Raw genomic sequence first — 15,496 nt, forward strand, 5'->3', positions numbered from 1 at the left:
GTAGCGTGCCCGTAACACGTTATTTCGCCCCGACCTATTTCTGGCGCGTGCTCGGCGTCAGGGAGGATGACCGTGAGACTCAACAGACATACCCGGAGACTGGCGTTCACCGCCGCGGGGACCGCCGTGCTGGTGGTCGCCGGTCTCGTGATCGGCCAGGGCATGAGCTCGGCCGCCCAGGGCGAGCTGACCCAGAGCTACTCCTGCCCCCTGCCGCTGATCGGCGACCAGACCGTCACCATCGACATCCGCACCGAGCAGCCCGACACCACCGCAGCCGGGGCGTTCACCCCGGCGCTGGAGATCACGGCCGTCTCCAACGCGGGCGCCACCGCCACCCAGGGCCTGCGCCTGGTCGGCGCGGAGACCATCCAGGGCGTCGCGCGGGCGACCTCCACCGTCAAGGGCCCCGGCGGCCAGGGCGACCAGACCGTCCAGGTCACCACCCAGGTGCCCAACCAGCCCATCCCCGCCGTGGGCAACGACCTCATCCTCAACGCCAGCGGCAGCGCCCCCGGCCTGCGCTTCGACCAGCCGGGCACCGCCTCCCTGGAGGTCACCGACCTCGTGCTGGAGATGACCCCGCTGCGCGCCGACGGCACGCCGACCGACCTGGGCACCTTCACCGCCGACTGCACCCCGGCGAGCGGCCAGGACACCACCCTGCACACCTACCAGGTGACCGGCGCGGCCGTGACCCCGGAGGAGCCGCTGGGCGTCGGCAACACCCCGCCGCTGCGCCAGACCTACACCTGCCCGTTCCCGCTGATCGGCAACCAGACCGTCACCGTCGACATCGACGCGGACCTGCCCACCGAGATCGCCGCGGGCCAGTTCACCCCGGCCATCAACATCAGCGCGATCTCCAACGCAGGCGCGACCGCCACCCAGGGCCTGCGCCTGGTCGGGGCCGAGACGGTGGAGGGCAAGGCCGTGGCGACCTCGCTGGTGAAGTCGCCGCAGGGCCACCTGGCCGTGGCCGTGGCGACGACCGTGCCGAAGCAGGCCATCCCGCCGGTGGGCAACGACCTGGTGGTCGACGCCGCGGGCACGGCTCCCGCGCTGCGCTTCGACGAGCCCGGCACCGCCACCCTGTCCGTGCACGACCTGGTGCTGACCATGACCCCGCGCCGCGCCGACGGCACCGAGACCGGCCTGGGCACCTTCACCGCCGACTGCACCCCCGCCACCGGCCAGACCACCGTCCTGCACACCTTCACCGTGACCGCGGCCGCCGACACCGAGGCCCCGTCCGCCCCGGGCGCCCCGACCGCGGGCGCGACCACCCAGAGCAGCATCGCGCTGTCGTGGGGCGCGGCGACCGACAACGTCGGCGTCACCGGCTACGACATCCTCTCCGGCGGCGCGGTCGTCAAGAGCGCGACCGGCACCGAGGCGGTGGTCGACGGGCTGGAGCCGGACACCGAGTACACCTTCACCGTGGTGGCCAAGGACGCCGCGGGCAACACCTCCGCCGCCTCCGCGCCGGTCACCGCCCGCACCCAGGCCGCCCCGGACACCCAGGATCCGACCGTCCCGGGCACCCCGGTCGCGGGCGCGATCACCCAGACCAGCGTCGCGCTGACCTGGGCCGCCTCCAGCGACAACGTGGGCGTCACCGGCTACGAGGTGCTCTCCGGGGACACCGTCGTCGCCACCGCCACCGGCGCGTCGGCCACCGTCGAGGGGCTGACCGCCAACACCGAGTACACCTTCACCGTCGTGGCGAAGGACGCCGCGGGCAACACCTCCGCGCCGAGCCCGGGCGTCACCGTCCGCACGCTGGCCGCGCCGGACACCGAAGCCCCGACGACGCCGGGCAACCTGCGCACGACCGGCGCCTCGCAGAACAGCATCGGCCTGGCGTGGGACGCCTCCTCGGACAACGTCGGCGTCACCGGCTACGTGGTGGCCTACGGCTCGGAGTCGGTCGAGGTCGCGGGCACGTCGACCACGATCACCGAGTTGTCCGCCGACACCGAGTACTCGTTCACCGTGGTGGCCCGGGATGCCGCGGGCAACACCTCCGCGGCGGCCGGTCCGCTGACCGCGCGGACCGAGCAGGCCCCCGACACCGAGGGCCCGACCCCGCCGACCGGCCTGACCGCCACCGAGACCACGCAGTCCAGCGTCACGCTGAGCTGGGGCGAGTCGAGCGACAACGTCGGCGTCACCGGCTACGACGTGCTCTCCGGCGGCTCGGTCGTCAAGACCACCACCGGGACGACGGCCACTGTGGACGGTCTGCGGCCGGACACCGCGTACTCCTTCACCGTTGTGGCGAAGGACGCCGCGGGCAACACCTCCGCGCCCAGCAACCAGGTCGACACCCGCACCCGGCCCGCGCCCGACACCCAGGCCCCGGACTCGCCCGCCAACCTGCGCGCGACCGCGACCACCCCGACCAGCATCGCGCTGGCCTGGGACGCCGCGCGGGACAACGTGGGCGTCACCGAGTACGAGGTGTTCCGGGGAAGCACGTCGCTGGGCACGGTGACGGGCACGTCGAAGCTGGTCGAGGGCCTCACCGCTGACACCGCCTACACGTTCACGGTCGTGGCGCGCGACGCCGCGGGCAACACCTCCGCCGCGAGCGCCCCGCTGACCGCGCGCACCGCTCCCGCCCCGGACACCCAGGCGCCGACCGCCCCGGGCAACCCGCGGTCGACGGGCGCCTCGCAGACCAGCATCACGCTGGCCTGGGACGCCGCGCAGGACAACGTCCGCGTGACCGGCTACGACGTGCTCAACGGGACGACCGTGGTGGCGTCGGTGACCGGCACCTCGGCGACGGTGGCCAACCTGACCCCCGACACCGAGTACACCTTCACCGTCGTGGCCAAGGACGCCGCGGGCAACGTCTCGCCGAAGTCGGCGCCCGTCACCGCCCGCACCGCCCCGCGCGACTCGACCATCATCGAGTACGGCTACGACCTGACCGGCAAGACGAAGATCAAGGCCGCCAACGGCACGGTCGCTCTCGCGGGCGGCATCGACGCCGAGCTGGACCTGGCCACGGGCGCGTTCGAGGCCGACCTGGGCCTGAACCCGACGAGCGGCAACTTCCGCATCTTCGGCTTCATCCCGGTCTCGGCGAAGATCGAGTTCGCGCAGGCGGGCCGCACCACCGGCTCGCTGGCGGGCGGGGTGCTCAAGTCGACGTCGAAGGTGATCGTGAAGATGCCGCGCGTCGCCGTGGTCGGCTTCCCGATCAGCACGAGCCCGAGCTGCCAGACGAAGAGCCCGGCCACCATCCCGCTGCAGTCGAAGCCCAACTTCGACCCGCTGTCCGGCGGCACCCTGACCGGCACCTACACCCTCCCGGCCCTGCAGGGCTGCGGCGTGTTGAACAGCCTGATCAGCGCGCTGACCGCCGGTCCGGGCAACACCATCGAGGTCGCCCTGACCCCGCGCCCCATCCGCTGATCTCTTCCCAACCCCGTGGCCCCGCCGCTTCCCAGCGGCGGGGCCACACTTATCCACAGCCCATCTCGCACCCACCCCGCACCCGTCGCCAACTCCGTAAGCTGAAAGCGGGTCGGCACCCATTCCCCGGTATATCCGGATGCTCAGAGCACCCCGCGATGCCACCATCGCCGCATGGCGGAGGCATCGGGAGTGCGGATCGGCTGGGCGAACCTCCCAGCACACGTCCAGGCCGCCGTCGAGGCGATCCTGGGCGACACCATCGTCGAGGCCGTGTCGCAGCCCGGCGGTTTCTCCCCGGGAACCGCCGACCGGGTGCGCACCGCGAGCGGCGGGCGCGCCTTCGTCAAGGCGGTCGGCACGGCGCTCAACGAGCACAGCCCGCGCCTGCACCGCCGAGAAGCCCGCATCACCGCCGCGATGCCCGCGTGGGCCCCCGTACCCACCCTCCTCGGCCACCACGACGACGGCGACTGGGTGGCCCTGGTGTTCGAGGACATCGAGGGCAAACACCCAACCACCCCGTGGCGCCCCGACGAGCTGAACGCGGTCCTCGCAACCCTGGACGACTTCGCCGCCAAGGCAACCCCGTCACCGGTCCCCGACCTGCCCACCGCCGCCGAGCGCCTAGCGGTCGACTTCGCAGGCTGGCACCGCATCGCCGACACCCCACCCCCCGACCTGCACCCGTGGGCAGCCCGCCACCTAGACACCCTCCGCGCCCTAACAGACCACAGCCTGTCCACCCTCACCGGCGACACCCTGTGCCACCTCGACCTCCGCGCCGACAACATCCTCATCGGCAACCACACCACCCTCGTCGACTGGCCCTGGGCCTGCCGCGGCCCGTCCTGGTTGGACAGCACCTTCCTGCTGGTCAACGTCTGCCTCCACAACCCCCACACCAACACCGTCCTAACCACCCGCACCCACCCCCACAACACCAGCACCGCGCTAACCAGCCGTTCCCACCCCCACAACACCAGCGCTCTGCCAACCACCCGCGCCCACACCCACAACACCAGCGCCCTGCCAACCACCCGCGCCCACACCCACAACACCAGCGCCCTGCCAACCACCCGCGTCCACACCCACAACACCAGCGCCCTGCTCACCGCCCGCGCCCACACCCACAACACCCCCCGACTCGACCTGGTAGCCACCCTCGCCGCCCTAGCAGGCTTCTTCACCGACGCCGCCCGCACCCCACCCCCACCCGGCCTCCCCACCCTCCGCCCCTTCCAACGCGCCCAAGCAGACGCCCTGCTCACCTGGCTCAGCTCAGACCAGCCAAACCTCCCCCCACCCCCATAAACCGCTGGGCACCCAGCCCCCGTACTCAAACCCTGCACCCGGACCCCACCGAGAACCCCACCCCCGACGGCCAGAAACCCACGAATCACCCCGCGCCACAAGCCCCACCCCACCTTGGCAAGCCGGTCCGGACACCCCGCCACCCCCACGCCCGCCCAACCGCCCCGCCCAACCCCACCCCGCCCAAGCGCCGCGCCCAACCCCACCCCGCCCAAGCGTCGCGCCCGACTTCGCCCCGCCCAAAGCGTCGCGCCCGACCGTCGCGCCCGACCTCGCCCCGCCCAACCGCGTTGCCCGGCCCCACTCCGTCCAACCGTCGCGCTCGACCTCGCCCCGCCCAACCGCGACGCCCGGCCCCACCCCGCCCAACCGCGGCGCCCGACTTCGCCCCGGCCAGCACCCGCCTGGGTGCCAAGGCTTCCCTTCAGTATGCCCAGCTTGGCGCCCTGTTCTGCTCAGCTCCGGGCTAGCTGGTCCACCAACTGCAGGGTGTGGCGGCCTTCCCTTCAGCATGCGCAGGCGGGCACCCTGTCCTACTCAGCTCTGGGCTAGCAGGTCCTCCACCAACAGCTCGGTGACAACCTCCTCCGGCACCGCCCACCCAGCCCGCATCGCCGCCTCCAGCCCCGCATCCCACGGCGCCGCCCCCGGCTCCCCGTCCAACGCAGGCAGGTCGATGTCCCGCTCCCGCGCGAACTCCAACGCCTCCCGGTAATCCTCCGCCCCCATCCGCCACGGCACCCCACCGAGCGCGACGACCTCCCGCATCACCACCAACCCGGCAGCGTCGAAGTCCCCATGCGCCATCACCCGGCACCCGCTGTCCACCAACCGCCCCAACAACACCCGAGCAGCCGGACTCAACCGTCCACCCAAGCACACCATCGGCACCCCCACCCCAACATCCACCCCAGCCTCGACCACCCGAGCCCGCATACACACCCACACCGTCCCCCGAGGCATCCCCACCACCCCAAGCACCCCCGCACCAACCAACCCCCCACCTGCGGACCACGCCGTCGCCGACCCGCCCACCGGAACCCCACCCGCCGACATCCCACTAGCCGTCGACCCACCCGGCGACAACTCGCCCCCCGACAATCCATCCGCCGGCGACCCAGCCAACGTCGGCCCACCTGCCGCCGACCCGCTCACCGACGACCCATCCGCCGACATCCCACTAGCCGTCGATCCAGGCGCCGATCCACCCGCCGTCGAGCCGGCCATCGTCGACCGATCCGTCGGCGAGCCGCCCGCCGCCGTCCCATCCGTCGACAGCCCACCCGGCGAAGTAGCCGCCGGCTCGGCTGGATCAAGGGGTCGTGCTGGGGTGGCTTCGGGGAGGGCTCGTAGGGGGAGGTGGACGGGGTAGGGGGTGCCGGGGAAGTTGTGGACCAGGACTGGGTGGGCCAAGGCGTCGGTGAGGCCGCAGCGTTCCCAGAGGTGGGTTTCCTCCTGGCGGGTTCGGGGGAGGGGGAGGCCGTGGGCGAGGGCGGCGGCGCGCAGGACCAGGGCGGCGGTCTTGCGGCCGGGGTCCAAGGCGTGCTCGTCGCCCGCGGCGCGGGCCAGGGCGACGCGGGAGTGCCAGCGGGTGGGGCGGGATGGGGTGAGGTTGAGGTGGCTGAGGATGGTGGCGGCCTGGTTCGCGGGGACCGCGAGGCGTTCGGGGGCGATCTTGGCGTAGCGGCGGACCTGGTCGATCCACGCCGAGGCCCACGGTGCGTCGTCCAAGCCGGCGGCGGCCAGGGCGGACCGCAGCAGCGAGTCCGTCCACTCCCGGCGCGCGGCGTCCACCGACGCCTGGTCCGGCTGGAAGCGCGCCGGTTCGCCGTGCACGGCGGCCAGCACGTCCGCCAGTCCACAGTGGAAGACTGCGCGGACGCGCTCGTCGAGATCCGCGACGCGGATGGTGGAGCCGACCCCGAGTTCGACTGTACGCCCCAGCAGCGCCGAGACGGCGGCCGCGGCCGGGCCTGTGGATGGTTTGTAGCCCAGCTTCACCTGCCCGCGCTGGACCGCCTTCCTGGCCTGCCGCCACAGCACCTCGTACTCGGGCCGACGCGGATCAGGGGTCATCGCGGTCCAATGTCGCGCCGTCCCAGGTCGTGTGCGTGCAGGCGACGCCGTGGCCGGACTTGGGGCGCAGCACGTCGTAGATGTGCATGCGCGGGATCCGGTCGGACACCCCCCACCCGCTCGGCCACGTGATCACCCAGTCCATGTCCAGGTCGACCAGCAGCCCCAGCATCCGGGCGATCGTCGGGTCGTCCAGGCGCTCGAAGGCCTCGTCCAGCAGCACGATCCGCAGCGGCGACATCGCCGAGCCCGCGCTGATCGCCCCGTAGAACGCCGCCGCCGCGGCGAACAGCGTCACGTACGAGATCAGCCGCGTCTCGCCCGAGGAGAGCTGCCGCAGCCTGCGCGACCGCGGCTTGCCGTCCGGCCCGGTGTCGCGCACGCGCACGGTGAACGCATACCAGGACCGGTAGTCCAGCGCCCGCGCCAGGATCTCCCCGAACCCGCCCGACGCCGAGTCCCGCTCAGCCTCGATGCGCTCGGTGAACACCTGCTGCAGCCGCTCGTCCTGCTCCGGGGTGCGCTGCGCGAACGGTGTGCGCAGCAGCCGCAGGCCCTCCAGAGTGGACTCGTCCAGCCACGGCGCGGGCTGCCACTCCAGCCGCACGTGCACGCCCTGGCTGGACCGCGCGGTCTCCAGCACTTCGTTCATCCGCCGGGTCAGGTCCTCGGCCACCGCGATCTGCGCCGCCAGCCGCTCGGCCAGCTCGCGCACCAGGTGTAGCGCGAAGATCCCCTGGTAGCGCTCGGTGAGGAAGTCCCGCCGCTCGGCCAGGTTCGCCGCGACCCGGCGCGCGGCCACCGCCACCGGCGCGGGGCCGTCCTCGGCGGAGACGACGACCGTCAGGATGCCCGCATGCCGCTCCGGCGCGACGTTGTGCGTGCCCGCCAGTGCCGCCTGCAAGGTCTGCAGCTTCGTCAGGACGGTGTCCTCGCCGGGCAGCCGCTTGTTGGCCGCCACCGCCTCCGCCAGCAGCGCGAAGGCGTCGGCGTCGGAGGCCGGGCGCTCGGCGTCGACCGCCGCCGCCCACACCCCGGGCGCGTCCAGCGCCTCGCCGAACGCCTTGGCCGCCGCCCGCGCCCCCGCGGCCTTGCCCTCGATCTCGGCGGTGCGCGTCTCCAGCAGCGTCTGCGTCTTGACGACCTGGTTGGACACCTCCGTCGCCGCCCGCCGCGCCGCCGGCAGCTCGTCGCGGACGGCCCTGCGCTCCTGGTCCAGCGCCGCGAGCTGCCCCTGCACCCGCTCGGCCTCGCCGCCGACGGCCGAGGTCAGCTCGGCGAGCGCGGTGGCCTCCCGGTGGAACTCCACGCACTGCTCCTCGGCCACCGCCTCGGCGGCCTCCCGGTCGGCGACGGCCGCGTGGTAGTCGTGCAGCGCGTCGGCGAGGTCGCGGACGGTCGCGGTGCAGCGGCGGCCCAGCGCGTCGCGCAGCGAGGCGGCGAGGTCGCGCAGGCCGGCAGCGGAGCGGTGGGCGGCGCGCAGGGCTTCGGTGTCGGTCGCCAGCCCGGCCGCGCCCGCGTCCCTGGCCAGCTCGGCCTCGGCCGCCTTGATCCGCCCGTCGGCGGCGGTGTGGTCGGCGCGGCGCTGCTCGGCGCGGGCGGCGGCCTCGGCGGCCTGCCGGTGCGTCTCGTCCGCGCTGACCCGGGCCGCGATCAGCTCCCGGTCGTCGGGGAAGGCGTCGAGGTGGGCGTCCCAGACGGCCACGGCGTCGGTGCGCGCCCGCAGCTCGGCCTCGGCCCCGGCCAGCTCGGCGCGCAGCCGCCGCAGCTCATCGGCCAGCTCGGTGCCCGCCCGCTCCCGGGCGGCGGCCCGCGCGCCAGCGCCGACGTACTCGGCGTCCGGCTTGGCCGACGTGCCGTGCAGCACGCCTGCGCGCCACGTCCCGTCCGGCCACACCGTCAGGCCCTCGTGGTCGCCCCCGTAGGACACCGACATCAGCAGCGCCGCGACCGTCTGCGCCGACACCGGCGAGTCCGGCTCGACCGCGGGGGCCAGCGCCGCGGCCAGCGGCTCGACGGCGGGGCGCCCCGGCGCGGCGACGATCCCCGCCATGCTCCTGGCCGTCCCGTCGGCGGTGACCCACGCCGTGAGCAGCCCGCTGGCCTGCAGGGCGGCCTCCAGCCCGGCCCGCTCCTCCTCGTCCAGGCCGGCGGTGAAGTCGACCAGCCGGTAGAACGGCGCGCCGGTCGACGGGTCGTGCTCGATGCCCGGCGGCACCGGGTCGACGCCCCGGCGCAGCTCGATCGTGCGGGCCTCGGCTGCGGCGATCGCGGCCGCGAGCCCGTCGACCTCCTGGCGCGCGGCGACGGCGCGCTGCCGCAGCCCGGCCAGGTGCGGGGCCGCCCACTGGCGCATCGCGTCGCGGGCCGTGCGGGCCACGTCGGGGTCGGCGAGCACGTCGTCGGGGGTGGGCGGCAGCGGCGGGCGCGGGGCGTGCTCGTCGGCGAAGGGGCCCGCCTTCGTCCAGGCGAGCACCTGCTCGCACCACACCTCGGCGGCCACCCCGAACCGCTGCCGGGCCTCGTTGCGCCGCCCGGCGGACTCGGTGGCCTCGATCTGGGCGTCGCGCGCCGCGGCCCGACCGGCGTCCAGGGCGAGCCGGTCGCGGTCGAGCATCACGGCGCGCTCGTGCAGCGTCATCGCCAGCGCCGCCCGCTGCGCGACCACCCCGCCGACCTCGTCGGCCTGGGCGGCGGCCGCGGCCAACGCCGAGGTCAGCGCGTCGGGGGCGACCGCGGGCGGCTGCCTGCGCTGCACCTCCAGCGGCTCGGCCTCCGGGTCGGGCTTGGCCCGCACCCGGTCGACCACCGTCGTGGTGGCCATGTCCGGCGCCGCGGGCACCGCCGGGCACAGCCGCGGGTCCAGCCCGGCCGCCGCCAGACCGGCCGAGGTGGTCTCGGCGAGGGCGGAGGCGTCGGCCAGGTCGTCGCCGAGCCTGCGCAGCACGGTCAGCACCGTCTCCACCGCGCGGTCGGTGTGGTTGCGGCGCACGGCGGCGTTGTCCAGCGCGCTGCCCGCCGCCTCGCGGGTGCGCTCGACCAGCTTCTCCCGGTCGCGCAGGTCCCGCAGCCCTTGGTAGGCGGGCAGCGACTGCAAGGTATCGATGGCCGACTCCAGCTCGGCCTCGCGCTCCTCGAGGACCCGCACCCGCTCCTCGGCCTCGGCGTGCCTGCCCTCGTCCTGGGCGGCCCGCGCGGCCAGCTTGTCGATCTCGGCGTGCGCGTTGTCCAAGGCCCGGCGGGCGGCGTTCGCGCGCTCACCGGCGGCGTGCAGGGCGTTGAGCGCGTAGCCGGAGTAGCCGGTAAGGAACGCGCTCATGGCCGAGTCCGCGGTGCTCAGCCTGCTGATGTTCTCCCGGATCGACTCCAGGTCCTCGAACGAGGTGGCCAGCTGCTCGACCACGCCCGCCTCCAGCGGCGGCAGCGCGTCGGACAAGATCTGCTCCAGCTGCCCGTCCTGCACCTTCAGCCCGATGTCGGGGTTGCGCAGCGTGCGCTGCAGGTGCAGCAGGTCGCCGTAGCGGGCGGCGGGGACGCCGTAGACCTCCTCGGCCACCCGCGCCCGGAACCCGGCCTCGTCGTACATCCGGTCGGCGCCCAGCACGTCGCGCAGCGCCGCGGGCCCCAGCGGGACCCGGTCGGCGGAGACGAGCTGGAAGTGCGTGCCCACCCGCGACGGGGTGACGAAGCGCCACGAGTCGCTGATCGCCTGGGAGGTCGCCGACGCCTTGACGCCGATGCCGCAGGTCAGGAACTGCTCGCCGGAGCCGGACTCGCGCCGCAGCTCGATCCAGGCGTAGCCGATGCGGTTGGGGCCGCCGTCGTAGTCGTCGAGCATGAGGCGGCGGATCGACACCGTGCCCGCGCCCTTGGACCCGAGGTAGCGCAGGTCGCCGTCCAGGCACAGCGGCAGCAGCAGCTCCAGCGTGCGGGACTTGCCCGAGCCGTTGGTGCCCTGGAACACCGCCCGCCCGCCGGAGAAGTCGAACGTCTGCTCCCGGTACTGCCAGATGTTGACGATCCCGCCCCGGTGCAGCCGCCACCGGCCGAAGTCGGTCACGGTGCTCCTTCCTCATCGGTGTCTGACGCAGTGCTGTCGGACGCAGTGTTCTCGGACGCAGTGTTGTCGAACGAAGTGGTGCCGGAGGCAGGGGTGTCGAACGCAGGGGTGTCGAACAGGGACCAGCCCGGCTCCGGCGCGGCCGCGGCCTGCTCGACCACCCGGCCCGGGGTGTCGTCCGGGCGGGGCAGCCAGCGGTGCGCGGCCGGGCTGAGCAGCCAGCCGTCGCCGTCGGGCTGGGCCAGCCCGAGCCGGACCAGCAGGTCGGCGACGTCGGTGACCAGCGCGGCCATGTCCTCGGTCGCCTGCCGCGACCAGGCCGACGGGAAGTCGTCGACCAGCCGGTCGCAGACCACGCGCAGCTGGGTGCGGGTCACCGGCACCCGCCCGTCCGGCCGCCGCTGCCCGTCCAGCAGCTCCGGCAGGGCCAGCAGCGCGATCCGCGCCACCGTGCCCGTGCCGGGGAAGACCACGTCGGTGAGGTACTCCTCGGGGTCGGTGACCGCCACGCCCTCGGCGCGGATCTCGGTGACCAGGCCGAAGCAGCGCTCCAGCAGCACCGACTCGCGCCGCTGCCCGCGCAGCAGCCAGTCGCGGTGCTCGGCGGGCAGGTCGCTGTGCAGGGTGACCGGGAACTCGACCAGCCTGCGGCGCACCGCGTGGTCGGGGGTCGCCGCGGCCGCCGCGGCGGCGATCAGCTCGGCGCCGGACCCGGCCTCGGCGGGCCGCGCGGCCAGCAGCTGGCCGAGCAGGTCGGTGTCGATGGTGATCAGGGCTTCCGCGCCCGCGACGGTGCCGTCGGTCTCGGTGATCACGCCCAGCGCGATCAGGTGCCGCAGGGCCGCGGTCAGCGCCCGCCGGTCGGCGAGGTCGTCGGCCACCACCAGGCCCGCCTCGCTCCCGGCCGCCCGCACGTCGGCGACCAGCCGCGACAGCAGCACCTGCCTGCCGACGCCGGTCAGCGCCGCCATCACCAGGCACAGGTAGGCGTAGGCGCGCGGGGTCATCCCCGGCTCGCCGCGGTGCGCGCCCGCGCCCGGGCCCGGCTTGTGCAGCCGGGCGAACCGGCGCTGCACGACCAGGCGGTAGCCCAGCAGCGCGGCGAACATCTCCTGCAACGGCACGCGGTAGCGGTACACCAGCGGTAGGAGGTCGCCGTCCGGGCCGCCCGGCCGCAGCAGCGGGTGGCGCAGCAGCACGCGCGCGCAGCGGGCGACGTTGGCCGCGTCGATGTCGGACAGCTCGCCGAGGGGATCGGGGACCCGGGTGCGCATCACGCCCCCGCCCGGCTGATCGCCAGCGCGGTGTCGCGCAGGGTCAGCGCGCCGCCCTGGCTGCGGATGCGGGTGACCCGGCCGGGGGCCGGGGTCAGCCGCAGGGTCAGGCCGCGCACCTGGTCGGTGGCCTCGCCCGCGTCCTCGGCGCTCTCCCGCTGCGCCATCGCCAGCGTCAGCAGCTCGCACAGCGCGGTCAGCGCCTGCTTGGACAGCACCGCGGCCTCGATGTCGCGCGCCGCGGCGGCCAGCTCGGCCGAGGCCGACTCGCGCAGCTCGTCGGCGGCGCGGGCCTGGGCGAGCAGGCTCTGCTCGGTGATCGGGTCGTCCATGATCCGCGACGGGCGCCCGCGCGCCCCGCGGTCGCCGCGCCCGCGCACGCTCACCGACACCTCGACCGCGGGACCGTCCGACCACGGGGTGTGCTCGTCGTCGGCGTCGTGCTCCGGGGCGGGCAGCAGGTTGCGCGCGGAGTAGAGGCCGAACGCGGCGGCGTAGAGGTCGTGGGCGGTGTCGGCGTCGGCGGCGTCGAACCAGCCCGCGAGCCGGATCAGCTCGCCGCGGCGGCTGGGCAGCAGCCCGCCGCCGGTGGTGGCGCGGCGGACCGTGGCCAGCAGCGCGCCGATCGCGCGGGTCGTCGCCTCGCGCAGCGCGGTGACCTGGCTGGGGTGGCCGGGGCGGTCGGCGAACCAGTCGGCCAGCTCCTGCCAGTCGGCCTCGGTGCGGCCGCGGGTGCGCTCCACGGTCGGGCTCAGCGGCTCGTCCGGGCTCAGCAGGCGCAGCAGCTCGCCGCGGGCGGGGGCCAGCGCGGCCAGCGCCCCCGCGATGGCCGGGGTGTGGCGCAGCACGTCCTCGACCACGACCTGGATGTACTCGACCAGCAGGTTGCGGAACCCGGAGATCTCGTCGGGGGCGAGGTGGTTGCGGGTGAGGATCTGGCCCAGGTAGGCGTAGAAGTCGCGCACGGTCGCGGCGAGTTCCGCGTGCTGCAGGAACAGCGTCGTCACCCGCTCGGCGAGCTGCTCGCGGGCCCGGCGGGCGGGCAGCGAGCGCGGGTCGTCCTGGGCGCGGGCGCTGGCCAGCGCCAGCGCGGGGGCCAGCTCGGCGAGGCCGCGCTCGATCGCGGGCAGCAGCTCCCGCGACACCTCGCGCGCGCCCTCGGGCACCCGCAGCAGCGCGTCGACGTCGCGCTGCACGCGCACGGCCAGCTTGCCGACCTGGTAGCGCATGCTGCCCTGCTGGAACTCGGCGATGCTCGACGCGATCGTCTCCCGCCTGCCGAGCACGAGGTTGCCCCACTCGACGAGCTGGCGCAGCCGCGGGATCACCACATCGATGTGCGACTCGCCGATGTCGATGCGCCCCTCGCGCTCGGCGGCGGCCAGCGCCGCGGACACCTCGCCCGCCGACAGGTCGGCCAGCAGGGTCGAGGTGAACAGCCGCATGATCGCCAGATACGTGCGGTGGTGCTCGCGTGGCTGCAAGTAGGCGTAGAGCTGGAGCCTGCGTTCGGGGTCGGTCTCCTGCTGTGGCTCCACGCCCGACGACGATAGTCCGACCGCCCGACACCCGCGCAGCCTGCCCGCGCCCCCGCGATACGGTTCCCTCTCCAGGGGGAACCACGGTCAGGGAGGAACGGTGCCCGCACCGCGTGCGATCGGACTGCTGCTCGGGGCCGCCGCCGACGCCGCGCTCGGCGACCCGCGCCGGGGCCACCCGGTCGCCGCGTTCGGCAAGGTCGCCGGACTTGTCGAGAAGGCCGTGCACCGCGACCACCGCGCCGCTGGCGTCGTCTACACCGCCGGGCTCGCGGGCGCGGTGATCGGCCTCGGCGTCGTCGTCGAGCGGGCGGGCCGCGGGCGGCCGGTGCTGCGGATGCTGTCGACCGCGGTGGCGACCTGGGTCGTGCTCGGCGGGCGCTCGCTGGCCGCCGAGGGCACGGTGATCGGCCGCCACCTCGACGCGGGCGAGCTGGAGCGCGCCCGCGACCGCATCCCCGCCCTGTGCGGGCGCGACCCGAAGCGGCTCGACGGCCCGGCGATGGCCAGGGCCGCGGTCGAGTCGGTCGCCGAGAACACCTCCGACGCGGTCGTCGCGCCGCTGCTGTGGGGCGCCATCGCGGGCGTCCCCGGGCTGCTGGGCTACCGCGCGATCAACACGATGGACGCGATGGTCGGCCACCGCTCGCCGCGCTACCGCCGCTTCGGCTGGGCGTCGGCGCGGCTGGACGACGCCGCCAACTACGTGCCCGCGCGGGTCGCCGCCGGGCTGACGGTGGCGGGCGCGCCGGTCGTCGGCGGCAACCGGCGCAGCGCGTGGGTGGCCTGGCAGCGCGACGCCGCCGCCCACCCGAGCCCGAACGCCGGGCGGGTCGAGGCGGCCTTCGCGGGCGCGCTGGAGGTCCGGCTCGGCGGCCGCACTGTATATCCGCACGGCGTGGAGGACCGCCCGGTGCTCGGCGACGGCCGGATGCCCGACGCCGGGCACGTGACCAGGGCGGTGGAGCTGTCGCGGGTGGTGGGCTGGCTCGCCGCGGGCGTCGCGGCGGTTATCGGGCTGCTGCGGCGGTAGCGTCCTCGTCCTCGGCCAGGATCTCCGCGACGGACTTGCGCCGCGGCTTGTCCAGCGCCCCGCCCGGCCGGATCTCCCGCCAGGTGAAGTAGACCAGCCCGATCAGCGTCATCGCGCCGAAGGCGATCCACTGCAGCGCGTAGGAGAACGACGGCCCGGCCTCCAGCTGGGGCAGCGGCAGCGGTCCGAGCACCCCCGGCGACCCCGCCTCCAGCCGCACGTACCCCGGGCGGCTGCCCGGCAGCACGACCTGCGGGTCGATCGCGTACACGTGCCTGCGCCCGGCCTCGGTGAACGGCGGCCGGTGCTGCGGGTCGCGCTCGCCGATCCGCAGCCGCCCGGTGATCTCCACCTGGCCGGTGGGCGGCGGGGCGAACTCCGGCACGCTGACGCCCTCGCCGGGGCGGACGAACCCGCGGTCGACGAGGATCGTGGACCCGTCGCGCAGCCGGAACGGCGTCAGCACCTCGAACGCCGCCTCGCCCTGCACCGACCGCAGCCGCGCGACCGCCTCGTCGTCGGGGAGGAACTCGCCGACCGCCGTGACCAGCCGCCACTCGGTGGTCCTGGTCGGCTCGGCGTCGGCGGCGACGGCTTCCGCCAGCGGCACCGGGGCGGCCTCGAAGGACGCCTGCAGCGCCGCGTTGGTCTCCTGCCGCTCGGCGTGCCGCTGGAACTGCCACGGCGCGAGCAGGGTGAAGCACGCCGTGGCGAAGGTGATCACCACGAGCGCGCTCAGCAGCCATCCTGGCTGCAGCAGCAACCGCAACCGCAC

8 protein-coding genes are annotated in these 15,496 nt (G+C 74.8%); 3 read left to right on the plus strand and 5 right to left on the minus strand.

Annotated elements, in window-relative coordinates; all coding sequences use genetic code 11:
* Positions 1 to 72 precede the first annotated feature (72 nt).
* Positions 73 to 3,426, plus strand: coding sequence for a fibronectin type III domain-containing protein (locus tag ACWEPX_RS24115; RefSeq protein ID WP_451899493.1), 3,354 nt, complete (start codon positions 73 to 75; stop codon positions 3,424 to 3,426).
* A 174-nt stretch (positions 3,427 to 3,600) separates the two neighbouring features.
* Positions 3,601 to 4,740: a phosphotransferase family protein gene (locus tag ACWEPX_RS24120; RefSeq protein WP_451899494.1), complete on the plus strand. Its 1,140-nt coding sequence runs from the start codon at positions 3,601 to 3,603 to the stop codon at positions 4,738 to 4,740.
* A gap of 537 nt (positions 4,741 to 5,277) precedes the next feature.
* Here the strand turns inward: ACWEPX_RS24120 and ACWEPX_RS24125 are convergent.
* The 4 genes from ACWEPX_RS24125 to ACWEPX_RS24140 are packed head-to-tail and all read right to left on the minus strand — an operon-like array spanning position 5,278 to position 13,688.
* Positions 5,278 to 6,816, minus strand: a complete 1,539-nt coding sequence (locus ACWEPX_RS24125) for a DUF2399 domain-containing protein (protein ID WP_451899495.1) — start codon at positions 6,814 to 6,816, stop codon at positions 5,278 to 5,280.
* Entirely contained in the window at positions 6,806 to 10,876 is a 4,071-nt protein-coding gene (locus tag ACWEPX_RS24130) for a TIGR02680 family protein (RefSeq protein WP_451899496.1), read from the minus strand. Before ACWEPX_RS24130 ends, ACWEPX_RS24125 begins: the two co-directional genes overlap by 11 nt.
* Entirely contained in the window at positions 10,873 to 12,150 is a 1,278-nt protein-coding gene (locus tag ACWEPX_RS24135) for a TIGR02678 family protein (protein WP_451899497.1), read from the minus strand. Before ACWEPX_RS24135 ends, ACWEPX_RS24130 begins: the two co-directional genes overlap by 4 nt.
* Positions 12,150 to 13,688 (minus strand): DUF2397 domain-containing protein, encoded by a 1,539-nt coding sequence (locus tag ACWEPX_RS24140; protein ID WP_451899498.1) that lies wholly within the window; start codon positions 13,686 to 13,688, stop codon positions 12,150 to 12,152. The genes ACWEPX_RS24135 and ACWEPX_RS24140 overlap by 1 nt, the downstream gene beginning before the upstream one ends.
* A gap of 100 nt (positions 13,689 to 13,788) precedes the next feature.
* Between ACWEPX_RS24140 and ACWEPX_RS24145 the strand changes: the two genes are divergently transcribed.
* A complete protein-coding gene (locus ACWEPX_RS24145) occupies positions 13,789 to 14,721 on the plus strand; it encodes a cobalamin biosynthesis protein (protein WP_451899499.1) in 933 nt (310 codons plus the stop codon).
* Here ACWEPX_RS24145 and ACWEPX_RS24150 read toward each other — a convergent pair.
* A complete protein-coding gene (locus ACWEPX_RS24150) occupies positions 14,699 to 15,496 on the minus strand; it encodes an SURF1 family cytochrome oxidase biogenesis protein (protein WP_451899500.1) in 798 nt (265 codons plus the stop codon). The two genes, ACWEPX_RS24145 and ACWEPX_RS24150, sit on opposite strands and share 23 nt — an antisense overlap.

The sequence above is a fragment of the Actinokineospora sp. NPDC004072 genome, assembly GCF_053604195.1.

Coding starts and splice junctions, on each gene's coding strand:
- ACWEPX_RS24120 (WP_451899494.1), top strand. CDS start 3,601: ATGGCGGAGGCATCGGGAGTGCGGATCGGCTGGGCGAACCTCCCAGCA.
- ACWEPX_RS24125 (WP_451899495.1), bottom strand. CDS start 6,816: ATGACCCCTGATCCGCGTCGGCCCGAGTACGAGGTGCTGTGGCGGCAG.
- ACWEPX_RS24135 (WP_451899497.1), bottom strand. CDS start 12,150: ATGCGCACCCGGGTCCCCGATCCCCTCGGCGAGCTGTCCGACATCGAC.